This window comes from Pseudomonas sp. 18175 (genome assembly GCF_050432925.1).
Classification (GTDB): domain Bacteria; phylum Pseudomonadota; class Gammaproteobacteria; order Pseudomonadales; family Pseudomonadaceae; genus Aquipseudomonas.
This window is the reverse complement of the sequence record NZ_JBKFTO010000022.1, coordinates 74,792-91,199: the sequence shown is the minus strand read 5'-3', so window position 1 is coordinate 91,199 and position 16,408 is coordinate 74,792. Positions and strand designations below refer to the sequence as shown.

General features: G+C 59.8%; 13 protein-coding genes. 1 reads left to right on the top strand and 12 read right to left on the bottom strand.

Going from position 1 to position 16,408, the window contains the following annotated elements:
• Window positions 1-26: 26 nt before the first annotated feature.
• Together fghA and ACLD1Y_RS24780 are read right to left on the bottom strand one after the other, a co-directional pair.
• Window positions 27-872 (bottom strand): S-formylglutathione hydrolase, encoded by an 846-nt coding sequence (gene fghA, locus ACLD1Y_RS24785; RefSeq protein WP_429480400.1) that lies wholly within the window; start codon window positions 870-872, stop codon window positions 27-29.
• Between the two features lie 8 nt (window positions 873-880).
• Window positions 881-1,993 carry an S-(hydroxymethyl)glutathione dehydrogenase/class III alcohol dehydrogenase gene (locus ACLD1Y_RS24780; protein ID WP_429480399.1) on the bottom strand — a complete coding sequence of 371 codons (1,113 nt, stop codon included), beginning with the start codon at window positions 1,991-1,993 and terminating at the stop codon, window positions 881-883.
• A gap of 109 nt (window positions 1,994-2,102) precedes the next feature.
• Here ACLD1Y_RS24780 and ACLD1Y_RS24775 point away from each other — a divergent pair, with 109 nt between their 5' ends.
• Complete coding sequence (locus ACLD1Y_RS24775; RefSeq protein ID WP_429480398.1) at window positions 2,103-2,999, top strand: LysR substrate-binding domain-containing protein; 897 nt, start codon at window positions 2,103-2,105, stop codon at window positions 2,997-2,999.
• A 129-nt stretch (window positions 3,000-3,128) separates the two neighbouring features.
• Here ACLD1Y_RS24775 and ispD read toward each other — a convergent pair whose 3' ends face one another.
• The 10 genes from ispD to lpxB all read right to left on the bottom strand — a co-directional run bounded on the left by ispD (window position 3,129) and on the right by lpxB (window position 16,408).
• Complete coding sequence (gene ispD / locus ACLD1Y_RS24770; RefSeq protein WP_429480397.1) at window positions 3,129-3,836, bottom strand: 2-C-methyl-D-erythritol 4-phosphate cytidylyltransferase; 708 nt, start codon at window positions 3,834-3,836, stop codon at window positions 3,129-3,131.
• Window positions 3,833-4,111, bottom strand: a complete 279-nt coding sequence (gene ftsB, locus ACLD1Y_RS24765) for a cell division protein FtsB (RefSeq protein WP_003231201.1) — start codon at window positions 4,109-4,111, stop codon at window positions 3,833-3,835. The genes ispD and ftsB overlap by 4 nt, the downstream gene beginning before the upstream one ends.
• Before the next feature lie 172 nt (window positions 4,112-4,283).
• The gene (gene eno, locus ACLD1Y_RS24760; protein ID WP_429480396.1) at window positions 4,284-5,573 is read right to left on the bottom strand and encodes a phosphopyruvate hydratase; all 1,290 of its coding nucleotides are present in this window, start codon (window positions 5,571-5,573) and stop codon (window positions 4,284-4,286) included.
• A 157-nt stretch (window positions 5,574-5,730) separates the two neighbouring features.
• On the bottom strand, window positions 5,731-6,576 hold the full coding sequence (kdsA, locus tag ACLD1Y_RS24755) for a 3-deoxy-8-phosphooctulonate synthase (protein ID WP_010563535.1): 846 nt from the start codon (window positions 6,574-6,576) through the stop codon (window positions 5,731-5,733).
• Between the two features lie 5 nt (window positions 6,577-6,581).
• Window positions 6,582-8,213 carry a CTP synthase gene (locus ACLD1Y_RS24750; RefSeq protein WP_226455865.1) on the bottom strand — a complete coding sequence of 544 codons (1,632 nt, stop codon included), beginning with the start codon at window positions 8,211-8,213 and terminating at the stop codon, window positions 6,582-6,584.
• Between the two features lie 273 nt (window positions 8,214-8,486).
• Window positions 8,487-9,797, bottom strand: a complete 1,311-nt coding sequence (gene tilS / locus ACLD1Y_RS24745) for a tRNA lysidine(34) synthetase TilS (protein WP_429480395.1) — start codon at window positions 9,795-9,797, stop codon at window positions 8,487-8,489.
• Window positions 9,798-9,958: 161 nt separating this feature from the next.
• Window positions 9,959-10,906: an acetyl-CoA carboxylase carboxyltransferase subunit alpha gene (locus ACLD1Y_RS24740; protein WP_429480394.1), complete on the bottom strand. Its 948-nt coding sequence runs from the start codon at window positions 10,904-10,906 to the stop codon at window positions 9,959-9,961.
• A gap of 138 nt (window positions 10,907-11,044) precedes the next feature.
• A complete protein-coding gene (gene dnaE / locus ACLD1Y_RS24735; protein WP_429480393.1) occupies window positions 11,045-14,566 on the bottom strand; it encodes a DNA polymerase III subunit alpha in 3,522 nt (1,173 codons plus the stop codon).
• Window positions 14,567-14,639: 73 nt separating this feature from the next.
• A complete protein-coding gene (gene rnhB / locus ACLD1Y_RS24730) occupies window positions 14,640-15,272 on the bottom strand; it encodes a ribonuclease HII (protein ID WP_429480392.1) in 633 nt (210 codons plus the stop codon).
• Window positions 15,269-16,408: a lipid-A-disaccharide synthase gene (gene lpxB, locus ACLD1Y_RS24725; RefSeq protein ID WP_429480391.1), complete on the bottom strand. Its 1,140-nt coding sequence runs from the start codon at window positions 16,406-16,408 to the stop codon at window positions 15,269-15,271. Before lpxB ends, rnhB begins: the two co-directional genes overlap by 4 nt.

Sequence of the window (16,408 nt, the reverse complement as noted above, 5' to 3'; positions counted from 1 at the left end):
GTGATTCTACCTACTTTTGCCCGACATTAACCGAGCAAAGCACGGCCATGGTGTCGCAAATGGTCTTCGATGAAGCTGGCGATAAAGAAGTAGCTGTGGTCGTAGCCAGGTTGCAGGCGCAGTTCCAGCGGGTGGTTGGCCGCCTTCGCGGCTTGCTGCAAGGCTTCGGGCTTGAGCTGCACGGCGAGGAAGTCGTCGCGGTCGCCCTGGTCCACCAGCAATGGCAGCTTTTGCGAGGCCTCGCTGATCAGCACGCAAGCGTCCCATTCACGCCATTTAGAGCGTTCTTCGCCCAGGTAGCGGGAGAAGGCTTTCTGCCCCCACGGGCAATCCATCGGATTGTTGATCGGCGAAAACGCCGACACCGACAGGTAGCGCCCAGGATTGCGCAGCGCACACACCAACGCACCGTGCCCGCCCATGGAATGACCACTAATACCGCGCTTGTCCGAAGCCGGGAAATGCGCCTCAACCAATGCAGGCAATTCCTGCACCACGTAGTCATGCATCCGATAGTGCTTGGCCCAAGGTTCCTGGGTGGCATTCAGATAAAACCCTGCGCCGAGGCCGAAGTCCCAGGCATTGTCCGGGTCACCCGGCACACCCGGGCCACGGGGGCTAGTGTCCGGCGCCACGATGATCAACCCCAGTTCGGCGGCCATGCGCTGGGCGCCGGCCTTCTGCATGAAGTTCTCATCGGTGCAGGTCAGGCCAGACAGCCAGTACAACACCGGCAACTTGCCGCCCTGCTCCGCTTGCGGCGGCAGGTAAACGGCGAAGGTCATGTCGCAACCGAGCACATCGGAATGATGCTTGTAGCGTTTGTGCCAGCCACCGAAGCTCTTCTGGCACGACAGGTTTTCCAGACTCATGGCCGACCTCAGAAGTGGATGACGGTACGAATGCTCTTGCCTTCATGCATCAGGTCAAACGCTTTGTTGATGTCTTCCAGGCCCATGGTGTGGGTGATGAAGGTGCCCAGCGGGATCTCGCCGGTCTGGGCCATTTCCACGTAGCTTGGCAATTCGCTGCGACCGCGCACGCCACCGAACGCCGAACCGCGCCAGACGCGACCGGTCACCAATTGGAATGGGCGAGTGGAAATTTCCTGGCCAGCACCGGCCACGCCGATGATCACCGACTCGCCCCAACCTTTGTGGCAGCACTCAAGGGCAGCGCGCATCAGTTGCACATTGCCGATGCACTCGAAGGAAAAGTCCACGCCGCCGTCGGTCAAATCGACAATCACGTCCTGGATTGGGCGGTCGTAGTCTTTCGGGTTGATGCAGTCGGTAGCGCCCAGTTGCTTGGCGATTTCAAACTTTGCCGGGTTGATATCGATGGCGATGATGCGACCCGCCTTGGCTTTAACCGCACCGATAACAGCCGACAGGCCGATACCGCCCAGGCCGAAGATGGCCACGGTGTCGCCCGGTTTGACCTTGGCAGTGTTGATCACCGCACCAATGCCGGTAGTGACGCCACAACCCAGCAGGCAGACTTTTTCCAGCGGGGCTTCTTTAGGAATCTTGGCCACGGAAATTTCCGGCAGCACGGTGTACTCGGAGAAGGTCGAGGTGCCCATGTAGTGGAAGATCGGCTGGCCCTTGTAGGAGAAACGCGTGGTGCCGTCCGGCATCAGGCCTTTGCCCTGGGTGGAACGGATGGCCTGGCACAGGTTGGTCTTGCCCGACAGGCAGAATTTGCACTTGCCGCATTCCGGGGTGTAAAGCGGGATCACGTGATCGCCCACCGCAACCGAGGTCACGCCCTCGCCAATGGCTTCAACCACCGCACCACCTTCGTGGCCGAGGATCGACGGGAAGATGCCTTCCGGGTCAGCGCCCGACAGGGTGTAGGCGTCGGTGTGGCACACGCCGGATGCGACCACGCGCAACAGCACTTCGCCAGCCTTGGGCATGGCGACATCCACTTCAACGATTTCCAGGGGCTTCTTGGCTTCGAAGGCTACGGCGGCGCGGGACTTGATCATCCGGGTTTCTCCAGGAGGTTAAAAACTGAGGAGGTGAGTGTAAAACATGGCCCATTGATTAATAATCCGGACAAAAGCAAAACTTTATTGCTGTACAGGGATAATCACCATGCTGGAAAACCGCTGGGAAGGCATCGATGAGTTTGTCGCAGTGGCCGAATGCAGCCAATTCACGGCCGCCGCGGAGCGCCTGGGCGTGTCGTCATCCCATATCAGCCGGCAGGTGGCGCGCCTGGAAGAACGCTTGCAAACCAGGTTGCTGTATCGCAGTACACGCAAGGTGACGCTGACCGAGGCAGGGCAAACCTTTCTGCAACATTGCCAGCGCTTGCAAGACGGTCGCGAAGAAGCCCTGCGCGCAGTGGGCGACCTCACCAGCGAGCCTAAGGGCATGTTGCGCATGACCTGCGCCGTGGCCTACGGCGAGCGATTTATCGTGCCCTTGGTCACGCGATTCATGGGGTTGTATCCGCAATTGCGGGTGGATATCGAGCTGAGCAATCGCCAGTTGGACCTGGTGCATGAAGGCCTTGACCTCGCGATTCGCCTCGGACGCCTGCAGGACTCGCGTATGGTCGCCAGCCGCCTGGCCCCTCGGCGCATGTACCTGTGCGCGTCGCCGTCCTACCTGGCGCGGTATGGACGGCCCCATAGCTTGTCGGAATTGAGCCGGCATAACTGCCTGATTGGCGGCTCGGATATCTGGCAGCTGGCCCAGGACGGGCGTGAATTTTCCCAGCGGGTGCAGGGAAACTGGCGCTGCAACAGTGGGCAGGCAGTATTGGATGCGGCGTTGCAGGGGGTTGGGTTGTGCCAGCTGCCGGACTATTACGTGCTGGAGCATTTGCACAGTGGCGCGCTGGTGTCATTGCTGGAGTCGCATCAGCCGCCGAATACGGCGGTGTGGGCCCTATATCCGCAGCAGCGGCATTTGTCGCCGAAGGTGCGCAAGTTGGTGGACTTTTTGAAGGAGGGGTTGGCTGGGAGGCCGGAGTACAGCGGGTGATTTTTGGGTGCTTGTACTGGCCTCTTCGCGAGCAAGCCCGCTCCCACATTTGACCGCGTTTATCCAGGATGTACGCGGTCAAATGTGGGAGCGGGCTTGCTCGCGAAAGGGTCAACTCGGAATCACTGGCTACCTGCGATTAGCCCACCGCAACCGCAACCACTCAAGGTCCTCCGGCCGAGTGACCTTGATATTGTCCGAGCGCCCCTCAATCAAACGCGGCGCCTGGCCAGCCCACTCCATCGCCGAAGCTTCATCGGTAATCACCGCATCCGCCACCAGGCTGTCGGCCAACGCGCGGTGCAAGGCTCCCAGACGAAACATCTGCGGCGTATAGGCTTGCCAGATCAAACTGCGATCAACGGTTTCAACCACCCGCCCGTATTTGTCGGCACGCTTGAGCGTATCGCGGGCCGGCACGCCCAACAGGCCTCCAACGGGGTCATCCGCCAGTTCCATCAGTAACTTATCGAGATCATCGCGACTCAGGTTAGGTCGCGCCGCATCGTGCACCAACACCCAATCATCATCACTGGCGCCCAAGGCATTCAATTGCAGCAACGCATTGAGCACCGACCCCGAGCGTTCAATACCGCCTTCGGCACGCTGGATGCGCGGGTCGGTAGCACAGGCCAAGCCAGGCCAGTAAGGATCATCAGCAGCAAGACTGACCACCAGCCCCTTGAGGGAAGGATGGTCGAGAAAACAGCCAAGGCTGTGTTCGAGAATTGTGCGCCCGCCCAGTTGCAGATATTGCTTGGGACGGTCCGCAGCCATACGGGCACCGACGCCCGCGGCAGGAATCACGGCCCAGAAGGCCGGCAAACGCGTGTTCATTGGGCCAACTGGTAGAGGGTCTCGCCCTCCTTGACCATGCCCAGTTCATGGCGAGCCCGTTCTTCGACGGTCTCCGTACCTTTTTTCAGCTCAAGCACTTCGGCATCGAGGACGCGGTTGCGCTCCAGCAGGATTTCATTTTCGGCGTGCTGTGCAGCAATTTGCTCGGTCAGGTCTTTTACCTGCGCAAAGCTGCCATTCCCCACCCACAGGCGGTACTGCAGGCCAGCCAGCAGCAAGAGCAAGACGAGGAACAACCAATTGGGACTGCGCATCGAATATCGGGTATCCAGTGAAAAAAGACAGCCATGCAAAAACTTTTAAAGCAACTGATAGCACGAAGCCTGGAAAAACCAGGCTTGTGCTTGTTAGCCATCAGATTAGCGTCGAAATTCACTCTATCGTGAATTTTCCGACGCAATCCGCCGACTTTTTACCATTTGCCGATCAGCCGCGAAACTCGCCACGACCGTTGTACTTCGCTTTGCCAGCCAGTTGCTCTTCGATACGCAGCAATTGGTTGTACTTGGAAACGCGGTCGGAACGGCACAGGGAACCGGTCTTGATCTGGCCCGCCGAAGTGCCCACGGCCAGGTCGGCAATGGTCGAGTCTTCGGTTTCGCCGGAGCGGTGGGAGATCACGGCGGTGTAGCCCGCAGCCTTGGCCATCTGGATGGCTTCCAGGGTTTCGGTCAGGGTGCCGATCTGGTTGAACTTGATCAGGATCGAGTTGGCGATCGACTTATCGATGCCTTCTTTCAGGATCTTGGTGTTGGTCACGAACAGGTCGTCGCCCACCAGTTGGATTTTCTCGCCGATTTTGTCGGTAAGGATTTTCCAGCCGTCCCAGTCGGACTCGTCCAGGCCGTCTTCGATCGAGATGATCGGGTAGCGCTCGGTCAGGCCCTTCAGGTAGTCAGCGAAACCTTCGGAGTTGAACACCTGGCCTTCGCCGGACAGGTTGTACTTGCCATCTTCGTAGAACTCGCTGGCCGCGCAGTCCAGGGCCAGGGTCACGTCGGTGCCCAGCTTGTAGCCAGCGTTGGCCACGGCTTCGGAGATCACTTTGAGTGCGTCTTCGTTGGACGCCAGGTTCGGTGCGAAACCACCTTCGTCACCCACCGCAGTGCTCAAGCCACGGGCCTTCAGCACAGCCTTGAGGTGATGGAAAATCTCGGTGCCCATGCGCAGGCCTTCGGAGAAGGACTTGGCGCCAACTGGCTGAACCATGAATTCCTGGATGTCGACGTTGTTATCGGCGTGCTCGCCACCGTTGATGATATTCATCATCGGAACCGGCATCGAGTAAACACCCGGGGTGCCGTTCAGGTTGGCGATGTGGGCGTACAGCGGCAGGTCCTGGTCCTGGGCAGCAGCCTTGGCCGCAGCCAGGGATACGGCGAGGATAGCGTTGGCGCCCAGGCTGCCTTTGTTTTCGGTGGCGTCGAGCTTGATCATCGCCAGGTCAAGGGCTTTCTGGTCAACCGGGTCTTTGCCCAGCAGCAGGTCGCGGATCGGGCCGTTGATGTTGGCTACGGCCTTGAGTACACCTTTGCCCAGGTAACGGCTCTTGTCGCCATCACGCAGTTCCAGCGCTTCGCGCGAACCGGTAGACGCACCCGACGGCGCGCAGGCGCTGCCAATGATGCCGTTATCGAGAAGCACGTCGGCTTCGACGGTGGGGTTGCCACGGGAGTCGAGAACTTCACGACCTTTGATGTCGACGATTTTTGCCATTGTTGTAAACACTCCAAAGTTGACGAAAACGACGCAGCTGAAGGGAAACTTTTGACCGACCGCAAGGGTGGAACAACGGGGCAGGCTTGCAGGCGACAAGGCTCAGGCCCGGGGGCCTGAGCGTAAAGCGTGGGAAAGTCTACCGGAGAAACGACGCTTACGCGGTTTCTACCGTCGGAAAACTCTTGACCAGTTCGTCCAACTGCTTGAGCTGGGCCAGGAATGGCTCCAACTTGTCCAGGCGCAGGGCGCATGGGCCGTCGCACTTGGCGTTGTCCGGGTCCGGGTGGGCTTCCAGGAACAGGCCCGCCAGCGACTGGCTGATGCCGGCCTTGGCCAGGTCCAGCACCTGGGCACGGCGCCCACCGGCAGAATCGGCGCGACCACCAGGCATTTGCAGCGCGTGGGTCACGTCGAAGAATACCGGGTATTCGAACTGTTTCATGATGCCGAAACCGAGCATGTCCACCACGAGGTTGTTGTAGCCGAAGCTCGAACCACGCTCGCAGAGGATCAACTGGTCGTTACCCGCTTCGACGCACTTGTTCAGGATGTGTTTCATCTCCTGGGGTGCGAGGAACTGGGCTTTCTTGATATTGATCACAGCGCCGGTCTTGGCCATCGCGACGACCAGGTCGGTCTGGCGCGACAGGAAGGCCGGCAACTGGATGATGTCGCACACCTCGGCGACCACGGCAGCCTGTTCAGGCTCGTGGACGTCGGTGATGATCGGCACGCCGAAGGCTTGCTTGATGTCCTGGAAGATCCGCATGCCTTCTTCAAGGCCCGGGCCGCGATAGGACGTCACGGACGAACGGTTGGCCTTGTCGAAGCTGGCCTTGAACACGTAAGGGATACCCAGTTTCTGGGTGACCTTTACGTACTCTTCACAGACCTGCATCGCCATGTCGCGGCTTTCCAGCACGTTCATGCCGCCAAACAGCACCATGGGCTTGTCGTTGGCAATCTCGATATCGCCGACGCGAATGATCTTCTGGGCCATCAGGGTTACGCCTTCTTCTGGTGTTGCGTCAGTGCTGCCTTGACGAAACCGCTGAACAACGGGTGACCGTCGCGCGGCGTGGAGGTGAACTCCGGGTGGAACTGGCAAGCCACGAACCATGGATGATCCGGTGCCTCGACCACTTCAACCAGCGCGCCATCACCGGAGCGACCGGAAATTTTCAGGCCAGCCTCTTTGATTTGCGGCAGCAGGTTGTTGTTCACTTCGTAGCGGTGACGGTGACGCTCGACGATCACGTCCTTGCCGTAGCAATCGTGAACCAGCGAGCCCGCTTCGAGCAGGCAGTCCTGCGCGCCAAGGCGCATGGTACCGCCCAGGTCGGAGGCTTCGGTACGGGTCTCGACCGCGCCGGTGGCATCTTCCCACTCGGTGATCAGGCCCACGACCGGGTGACCGCTCTTGCTGTCGAACTCGGTGGAGTTGGCGTCTTTCCAGCCCAGCACGTTACGGGCGAACTCGATAACGGCCACTTGCATACCCAGGCAGATACCCAGGTACGGCACCTTGTTTTCACGGGCGTACTGCACGGCAGTGATCTTGCCTTCCACGCCACGCAGGCCGAAACCACCTGGTACCAAGATCGCATCAACGCCTTCTAGCAGCGCAGTGCCTTGGTTCTCGATGTCTTCGGAATCGATATAGCGCAGGTTGACCTTGGTACGGTTGCTGATACCGGCGTGGCTCATCGCTTCGATCAGCGACTTGTACGCGTCCAGCAGCTCCATGTACTTGCCGACCATGGCGATGGTGACTTCATGCTCAGGATTGAGCTTGGCGTCAACCACGGCTTCCCACTCGGAGAGGTCCGCACCGTTGCATTGCAGGCCGAAACGCTCAACCACAAAATCGTCCAGGCCTTGCGAATGCAGGATGCCCGGGATCTTGTAGATGGTGTCGGCGTCTTCCAGCGCGATCACCGCACGTTCTTCAACGTTGGTGAATTGCGCGATCTTGCGACGCGAGGAAATGTCGATCGGGTGATCGGAACGGCACACCAGCACGTCCGGCTGCAGGCCGATGGAACGCAGTTCCTTGACCGAGTGCTGGGTTGGCTTGGTTTTGGTCTCGCCGGCAGTGGCGATGTACGGCACCAAGGTCAGGTGCATCAGCATCGCGCGCTTGGCGCCGACTTCGAAACGCAACTGGCGGATGGCTTCGAGGAACGGTTGGGATTCGATGTCACCCACGGTGCCACCGATCTCGACCATCGCCACGTCGGCATCGCCTGCACCCTTGATGATGCGGCGCTTGATTTCGTCGGTGATGTGCGGGATCACCTGGATGGTTGCACCCAGGTAGTCACCACGGCGCTCTTTGCGCAGCACGTGCTCGTAGACACGGCCAGTGGTGAAGTTGTTGTTCTGGGTCATGGTCGTGCGGATAAACCGCTCGTAGTGGCCCAGGTCCAGGTCGGTTTCGGCGCCGTCGTGGGTGACGAACACTTCACCGTGCTGGAACGGGCTCATGGTGCCCGGGTCAACGTTGATGTACGGGTCCAGCTTGAGCATGGTGACCTTAAGTCCCCGCGCCTCCAGGATGGCCGCCAATGAAGCCGATGCAATGCCTTTCCCCAATGAAGAAACAACACCGCCCGTGACGAATATGTAGCGCGTCATGAAAAACCCTAGAAGTCTGCGTTAAAGCGGTCCGAGCCGCCGGGGAAAGCGAAGGAAGGCCGAAGCCCCCGATCACCTGCATTAATCACAGTGCACCTTTCAAAAAAACCGCCGCGTGGTGACAGACCAGCAATGAAACACCGGTACGTTGATCGCTACACATTTTTTGGAATCGCCCAGCAAAGACTGCTTGGTAATCGGCAACTGCTGCGATTCAGGAGAATCCACAGAAGTTGTATCAAGAAGGGAGCGTAGTCTACCGGAAAGGCTCTATCAGCTCAAACCTTGATCGCACCTCTGTGGCATCCAATGTAATTGCCAGCCACCTACTGGGCCGGGCCATAACCCGGCAAGGGCTGGGACAGCCAGCAATTGCTCGCCCTGATACAGCAGCGGCAATCTGCCACGCATGAAGCCCGGCATCCCCCATTCATTGAGCAAGCGCTTCAAGTCACGCCGACCTCGGCCCGGTACTTCGAGGGTTTCGCCGCCCTGGCGATAACGGACCGCCAAAGGGCCTTCGGGGGTCTTGCCAATAAATTCGAGCCGGCCATTGCCGGGTAACTCTAGTGGGTTTTGCGGATCGAGCCAGCTCACCGTTGCGTGGGAACATTCCGACCAAGTAGCAGGCAACCACCAGATACGCTCGCCGCAGCGGTGCAATTCGCCGTCAGCCAGGCGCCATAGCGGCTGTGCGTCGGCCTTGGCATCACGTAAAGAACACCAACCGGCCCAGTGGTCGCTGTCGGGTAACCGGGTGAGCGGAGTCAGCCAATGCCGCAAGGCGTTGCGCTGACGGGCGTCAGAAAGCTCACGCAGTGGTGCCAAAGCCAGGGACGGCAACTCAAGCCAGGGAAATGGCGAAGGTTGATCCGCACCCTGCAAGTCCATGTGAGCCAGCTCATCAAGCAGGCCTTGGGCTTCGCTCAGATGCCCGGCGGTGCGGGCCAGGCTTGAAACAGCCTGGGGCCAGCGCTCCGCGAGGATAGGGAATACGCGATGGCGCAGGTAATTACGGGCAAACCCTGGATCGGCATTGGACGGATCTTCGATCCACTTCAATTGATACGCGTGGGCGTAGGCCTCCAGCTCCGCACGGGAGACATCCAGCAACGGGCGCACCAGATGACCACCCGCCAATGGGCGATGCAGCGGCATGCCCGCCAAACCGCGCACCCCGGCCCCACGCAAGAGGCGAAACAGCAGGGTTTCAGCCTGATCATCACGATGCTGGCCCGTCAGCACGACCTCCCCTGCCCCGGCCGCCTCGGCAAACGCCTGGTAACGCGCCTCACGAGCAGCACGCTCAAGGCTGGCGCCGGGCTGCACCTGCACGCGCATGACGCGCAGGGGCATGCCCAGGCTGTCACAAACTAACTGGCAATGACTTGGCCAGGCGTCAGCGGCGGCCTGCAGGCCATGATGGACGTGGATGGCGCTCAACGGCGGGAGGTGTTCGGTATTCGCAAGGAGATGTAGCAGGACCGTGGAGTCCAGGCCGCCGGAGAAAGCGATATGCCAGGCGGGGGCGTTGCGCCAGGGTGACAGGACTTGTAAGAGTTTGGCGGTTAAAGAGGGCTTCATAGAAAGTACCGCCATCTATCTGGAATGCGATAACTCAGCATACACAAAGCAAATGTGGGAGCGGGCTTGCTCGCGAATGCGGTGTATCAGTCGACCTTTCCAGTGACTGACACTCTGCATTCGCGAGCAAGCCCGCTCCCACATTTAGTCCTGCGTAAATCTTACAGGCCGTAGCTCATCAGACGCTCATAACGGCGCTTCAACAGCGCTTCGTTATCCAGCTTCTTGAGCATCGCCAATTGCGAGCCCAGCTCAGCGCGGATAGTCGCAGCGGCAGCCGCCGGATCACGATGAGCACCACCCAATGGCTCGGCGATGACCTTGTCCACGATACCCAGGCCTTTGAGACGATCAGCGGTGATGCCCATGGCTTCAGCGGCGTCCGGTGCCTTTTCTGCGGTTTTCCACAGGATCGAGGCGCAACCTTCCGGCGAGATCACCGCGTAGGTCGAATATTGCAGCATGTTCAACTGATCGCATACGCCAATGGCCAGTGCACCACCGGAACCACCTTCACCAATTACGGTGGCGATGATCGGGGTTTTCAGGCGGGACATCACACGCAGGTTCCAGGCAATCGCTTCGCTCTGGTTGCGTTCTTCTGCGTCGATACCCGGGTAAGCACCCGGCGTATCGATGAAAGTCAGGATCGGCATCTTGAAGCGTTCAGCCATTTCCATCAGGCGGCACGCCTTGCGGTAGCCTTCCGGGCGCGGCATGCCGAAGTTGCGACGGACTTTCTCGCGCACTTCACGGCCTTTCTGGTGACCGATCACCATCACCGGTTGATCGTCCAGGCGAGCGATACCGCCCACGATGGCCGCGTCGTCGGAGAAGTGGCGATCGCCATGCAGCTCGTCGAACTCGGTGAAGATGTGCTGGATGTAGTCCAGGGTGTACGGGCGGCGCGGGTGGCGGGCCAGGCGCGCGATCTGCCAGCTGGTCAGCTTGCCGAAGATGTCTTCGGTGAGCGTCTTGCTCTTGTCTTGCAGGCGGGAGATTTCATCGCCGATATTCAGCGAATTGTCATTGCCGACCAGGCGCAGCTCTTCGATCTTGGCTTGCAGGTCAGCGATCGGCTGTTCGAAATCAAGAAAATTCGGGTTCATAAGCGTCCGTCTTGGGTCGACGGCCAGGGCGTGCCTGGCCAGCCGGTTGTCTATTCGCGCCCTACCTTAAGGGAGAGGCGCGTCTAGGTCGAGATTAAATATTCAGTCGAGATCAGGCGATTCGATATCACTTGACCGTCAACGGTATTGGAGGAAGACGTTGTCTCGCCCGAACTGGTCACGCAAAGCTTGAATCAAGCCATCGGCGGGATCAATTCGCCAGGTCTCGCCAAACTGCAACATGGCCTTGGCGTCGCTGCCGGTGTATTCCATGGTCACCGGGCACGCGCCACGGTGGCGTTTGAGCAAGTCACCCAGCCAGCGTAGCTGATCGCCCTTGAGCGCCTCGGTTTTCACCTTCAGGCGCAGGCTTTCAGCCAAGTTGGTTCGCGCATCTTCCATGCTCATCACCCGCTTGATCCGCAGGCGCAGGCCGCCGGAGAAGTCATCATTGCTGACCTCCCCTTCGACCACCACCATCGCGTCGGTCTGCAACAACGACTGCGCGGAGTGGAAAGCATCGGCAAATAGCGACGCTTCGATCCGGCCCGAGCGGTCGTCGAGGGTGACAAAGCCCATCTTGTCGCCCTTCTTATTTTTCATCACCCGCAGAGCGATGATCATGCCGGCAACGGTCTGGGTGTCCCGCGCCGGTTTCAGGTCGATGATGCGCTGACGGGCGAAACGACGGATTTCACCTTCGTATTCGTCAATCGGGTGGCCGGTCAGGTACAGCCCCAAGGTGTCTTTCTCACCCTTGAGACGTTCCTTGAGGGTCAGCTCCTTGGCCTTGCGGTGGTTAGCGTACACATCCGCATCTTCTTCGACGAACAACCCGCCAAACAGGTCGGCGTGGCCGCTGTCGTGGGTGCGGGCGGTCTGTTCGGCGGCCTTGATCGCTTCTTCCATGGCGGTGAGCAACACCGCACGGTTACGGTCGATATTGGCCTGGTAGGCCTTTGGCTCATCATGAAAATAAGGCCCGAGACGGTCGAGCGCGCCGCTGCGGATCAAGCCATCGAGGGTACGCTTATTGATGCGTTTGAGGTCGACCCTCGCGCAGAAGTCGAACAGATCCGCGAACGGCCCACTCAGACGCGCTTCGACAATCGCCTCCACCGGGCTTTCGCCCACGCCTTTGATCGCGCCCAGGCCATAAATAATGCGGCCTTCGTCGTTCACCGTGAACTTGAACTCCGAGGCATTCACGTCCGGCGCGTCGAGGCGCAGCTTCATGGTGCGCACTTCCTCGATCAAGGTCACGACCTTGTCGGTGTTGTGCATATCCGCCGAGAGTACCGCCGCCATGAACGGCGCCGGGTAGTGGGCTTTGAGCCAGGCGGTCTGGTACGACACCAGGCCGTAGGCAGCGGAGTGGGATTTGTTGAAGCCGTAACCGGCGAATTTTTCCACCAGGTCGAAGATGTTGCCCGCCAGGTCGGCGTCAATATTGTTGGTGGCACAACCTTCAATGAAACCGCCGCGCTGCTTGGCCATCTCCTCAGGCTTTTTCTTACCCATGGCCCGACGCAGCATGTCCGCACCACCCAGGGTGTAGCCGGCCATGACCTGGGCAATCTGCATCACCTGTTCTTGATACAGGATGATGCCGTAGGTCGGCGCCAATACGGGCTTGAGGCCTTCGTACTGGTAGTCGGAGTGCGGGTACGCCAGCTCGGCGCGACCGTGCTTACGGTTGATGAAGTCATCCACCATGCCCGATTGCAGCGGGCCCGGACGGAACAGGGCCACCAGTGCGATCAAGTCTTCCAGGCAGTCGGGCTTGAGCTTTTTGATCAGCTCTTTCATACCACGGGATTCAAGCTGGAACACGGCTGTGGTTTCAGCTTTTTGCAGCAACTGGTAAGTCGGCTTGTCGTCCAGCGGAATAAACGCGATATCCAGCGGTTCTTCGTCGACCTTGGCGCGCTCGCGGTTGATGGTCTTGAGCGCCCAGTCGATGATCGTCAGGGTCCGCAGGCCCAGGAAGTCGAACTTCACCAGGCCGGCAGCCTCTACGTCGTCTTTGTCGAACTGGGTAACCAGGCCGTCACCGGCTTCGTCGCAATAGATCGGCGAAAAGTCGGTGAGTTTGGTAGGCGCAATAACCACACCACCGGCGTGTTTACCGACGTTACGCACCACCCCTTCGAGTTTGCGGGCCATGTCCCAGATTTCGGCGGCTTCTTCATCGATCTTGATAAAGTCGCGCAGGATCTCTTCCTGCTCATAGGCCTTTTCCAGGGTCATGCCGACTTCGAACGGGATCATCTTCGACAGGCGATCGGCCAGGCCGTAGGACTTGCCCTGCACCCGGGCCACATCGCGGATTACAGCCTTGGCCGCCATGGAACCGAAGGTGATGATCTGGCTTACCGCGTTGCGACCGTATTTCTCGGCCACGTATTCGATCACGCGGTCACGACCATCCATGCAGAAGTCGACGTCGAAGTCGGGCATGGAAACCCGTTCCGGGTTCAGGAACCGTTCGAACAGCAGGTCATATTCCAGCGGATCAAGGTCGGTAATCTTCTGTACGTAGGCCACCAGCGAGCCAGCACCCGACCCCCGACCCGGCCCTACCGGTACGCCGTTGCTTTTGGCCCACTGGATAAAGTCCATTACGATCAGGAAGTAACCGGGGAACCCCATCTGGATAATGATATCCAGCTCGAAATTCAGCCGGTCGACATACACCTGGCGCTTGGCGTCGTAGTCTTCGGTGGTGTCCTTGGGCAGCAACACGGTCAACCGCTCTTCCAGACCGTCGAATGACACCTTGCGGAAATACTCGTCGATGGTCATGCCATCAGGGATCGGGAAGTTGGGCAAAAAGTGCTTGCCCAGCTTCACTTCGATATTGCAGCGCTTGGCGATTTCGACGGAGTTTTCCAGGGCCTCGGGCAGGTCGCTAAACAGCTCGGCCATTTCATCGGCGCTTTTGAGGTACTGCTCTTCGCTGTAGTTCTTCGAACGGCGCGGGTCATCCAGGGCTCGGCCTTCGCCGATGCACACGCGGGTTTCGTGGGCTTCGAAATCTTCCTTCTTGATGAAGCGCACATCGTTGGTCGCCACCAACGGCGCCCCCAGCTTGTCGGCTAGGGCGACAGCGGCGTGCAGGTGCTCTTCATCGTGGGGGCGGTTGGTGCGCTGCACTTCCAGGTAGAAACGGTCGGGGAAGACCTGCATCCACTCGCTGGCCAGCACTTCGGCTTCGTGGGGGTTGCCGCCCAGCAGCGCGAGACCGATCTCGCCTTCTTTGGCGGCCGACAGCATGATCAGGCCTTCGCTGGCCTCGGCGACCCATTCGCGCTCGATGATGATCGAGCCATTGCGCTGACCGTCGATAAAACCACGGGAAATCAATTCGGTGAGGTTGCGATAACCCACGCCGTTCATCGCCAGCAGGCTGATGCGGCTCAGGGCGTTGTCCGGGTCTTTGTTGGACAGCCACAGGTCGGCGCCACAGATCGGCTTGATCCCGGCGCCCATGGCGTTTTTGTAGAACTTGACCAGGGAACACATGTTGTTCTGATCGGTTACCGCTACCGCAGGCATGTTCATGCCCACCAGGGTTTTGACCAGCGGTTTGATCCGTACCAGGCCGTCGACCAGGGAGTATTCAGTGTGCAGGCGTAGGTGAACGAATGAAGCCGGCATAGTGATCTCTTATACGTGGAAAACAACAAGGCCCGGATTGTACCGGGCCTTGAGCAAAACATCAGCCTTGCGACTATACGACGCTCAGACTCTCCCGCGCCTCGTAGGCCAGGCGAACCGGGGCGAACGAGCGACGGTGGATCGGCGTTGGCCCCAGGCGCGCCAGGGCTTCCAGATGAACGGGTGTCGGGTAACCCTTGTGGCCACCGATGCCGTAGCCGGGGTAGATCAATTCGAACGCAGCCATTTCACGGTCGCGGCTGACTTTGGCCAGGATTGAGGCAGCGGCAATGGCGGGCACCTTGCTATCACCCTTGACCACCGCTTCCGACGGCATCGCCAGCTTGGGGCAGCGGTTGCCGTCGATCATCGCCATTTTTGGCGTGATGTGCAGGCCTTCGACCGCGCGCTGCATGGCGAGCATGGTGGCGTGGAGGATGTTCAGTTCGTCGATTTCTTCGACTTCTGCCCGGGCGATATGCCAGCTCAGGGCCTTTTCACAGATCTCGTCGAAGAGCTTTTCGCGACGGGCTTCGGTGAGTTTCTTCGAATCGTTGAGGCCAAGAATCGGGCGGTTCGGGTCGAGAATCACCGCCGCCGTAACCACTGCGCCACACAGCGGGCCACGACCCACTTCGTCGACGCCGGCCACCAACTCGTGAGCTTGCGCGACCAGGCTGAAATCGAGGCCCATTTGCGTCGTCATAGGGACTCCTGTTTTTGGCCGATCAAGGTCAGCACGGCATCCGCCGCCTGATTGGATGCATCACGGCGCAGGGTGCGGTGAATGTCGTCAAAACCACGGGTCTGCTCTTCGCCGCCATCGATCAGGGGCAATACGGTTTGCGCCAGGGCTTCGGGGGTTGCATCGTCCTGCAGCAACTCCGGCACCAACAGGCGCTGGGCCAACAGGTTGGGCAAGGAGATGTAGGGACTTTTCACCATGCGCTTGAGAATCCAGAACGTCAGCGGCGCCAGAAGATAGGCCACGACCATTGGGCGCTTGTACAACAAGGCCTCCAGGGTGGCGGTGCCCGAAGCGATCAGCACCGCATCACAGGCCGCCAGGGCCAAGTGCGATTGACCGTCAAGCAGGGTCAACGGCAGGCTGCGGCCCTCAAGCAAGGTTTCGATCTGCGCACGGCGCTGCGGGCTGGCACACGGCAGCACAAAACGTACGCCGGGCTTCAAGGCCATCAAACGCTCGGCCGCGTCGAAAAACACGCTGGCCAAGCGGCCCACTTCACCGCCACGGCTACCCGGCATCAGCGCCACCAACGGACCATCGGGCAAGCCCAATGCAGCCCGGGCGGCTGCGCGATCGGCCTGCAGAGGGATAGTGTCGGCCAAGGTATGCCCGACAAACCGCACCGGCACGCCCTTCTCTTCGTAGAACCTGGCCTCGAACGGCAACAGGGTCAGCATCAGGTCGCAGCCTTCGCGGATCTTGAGCACGCGCTTCTGCCGCCACGCCCACACGGATGGGCTGACGTAGTGCACGGTCTTGATCCCGGCCTGGCGCAACTTGAGTTCGATATTGAGGGTGAAGTCCGGCGCGTCGATGCCGATGAAGACATCAGGCCTCTCTTCGATCAGGGTCTGGATCAGCAGCTTGCGCCGAGCCAGCAGCTCGCGCAGGCGACCCAGTACTTCCACCAAGCCCATGACCGACAGGCGCTCCATGGGGAAGTAGGAGGTGAGCCCCTCGGCCTGCATCAGCGGGCCGCCGACGCCAATAAACTCGACCGCCGGATGCTGGGTCTTAAGAGCCCGCATAAGACCTGCGCCCAGAATATCGCCGGAAGCTTCTCCGGCCACCAGCGCGATACGCAGATTGGCCAT

What these genes read in the sequence shown, in the direction of transcription:
- ACLD1Y_RS24750 (WP_226455865.1), bottom strand. Translation starts at nt 8,213, where the DNA reads ATGACGCGCTACATATTCGTCACGGGCGGTGTTGTTTCTTCATTGGGG.
- lpxB (WP_429480391.1), bottom strand. Translation starts at nt 16,408, where the DNA reads ATGGCCAATCTGCGTATCGCGCTGGTGGCCGGAGAAGCTTCCGGCGAT.
- ACLD1Y_RS24740 (WP_429480394.1), bottom strand. Translation starts at nt 10,906, where the DNA reads ATGAACCCGAATTTTCTTGATTTCGAACAGCCGATCGCTGACCTGCAA.
- ACLD1Y_RS24780 (WP_429480399.1), bottom strand. Translation starts at nt 1,993, where the DNA reads ATGATCAAGTCCCGCGCCGCCGTAGCCTTCGAAGCCAAGAAGCCCCTG.
- ACLD1Y_RS24775 (WP_429480398.1), top strand. Translation starts at nt 2,103, where the DNA reads ATGCTGGAAAACCGCTGGGAAGGCATCGATGAGTTTGTCGCAGTGGCC.
- rnhB (WP_429480392.1), bottom strand. Translation starts at nt 15,272, where the DNA reads ATGACGACGCAAATGGGCCTCGATTTCAGCCTGGTCGCGCAAGCTCAC.
- dnaE (WP_429480393.1), bottom strand. Translation starts at nt 14,566, where the DNA reads ATGCCGGCTTCATTCGTTCACCTACGCCTGCACACTGAATACTCCCTG.
- tilS (WP_429480395.1), bottom strand. Translation starts at nt 9,797, where the DNA reads ATGAAGCCCTCTTTAACCGCCAAACTCTTACAAGTCCTGTCACCCTGG.
- fghA (WP_429480400.1), bottom strand. Translation starts at nt 872, where the DNA reads ATGAGTCTGGAAAACCTGTCGTGCCAGAAGAGCTTCGGTGGCTGGCAC.
- ftsB (WP_003231201.1), bottom strand. Translation starts at nt 4,111, where the DNA reads ATGCGCAGTCCCAATTGGTTGTTCCTCGTCTTGCTCTTGCTGCTGGCT.
- ispD (WP_429480397.1), bottom strand. Translation starts at nt 3,836, where the DNA reads ATGAACACGCGTTTGCCGGCCTTCTGGGCCGTGATTCCTGCCGCGGGC.
- eno (WP_429480396.1), bottom strand. Translation starts at nt 5,573, where the DNA reads ATGGCAAAAATCGTCGACATCAAAGGTCGTGAAGTTCTCGACTCCCGT.
- kdsA (WP_010563535.1), bottom strand. Translation starts at nt 6,576, where the DNA reads ATGGCCCAGAAGATCATTCGCGTCGGCGATATCGAGATTGCCAACGAC.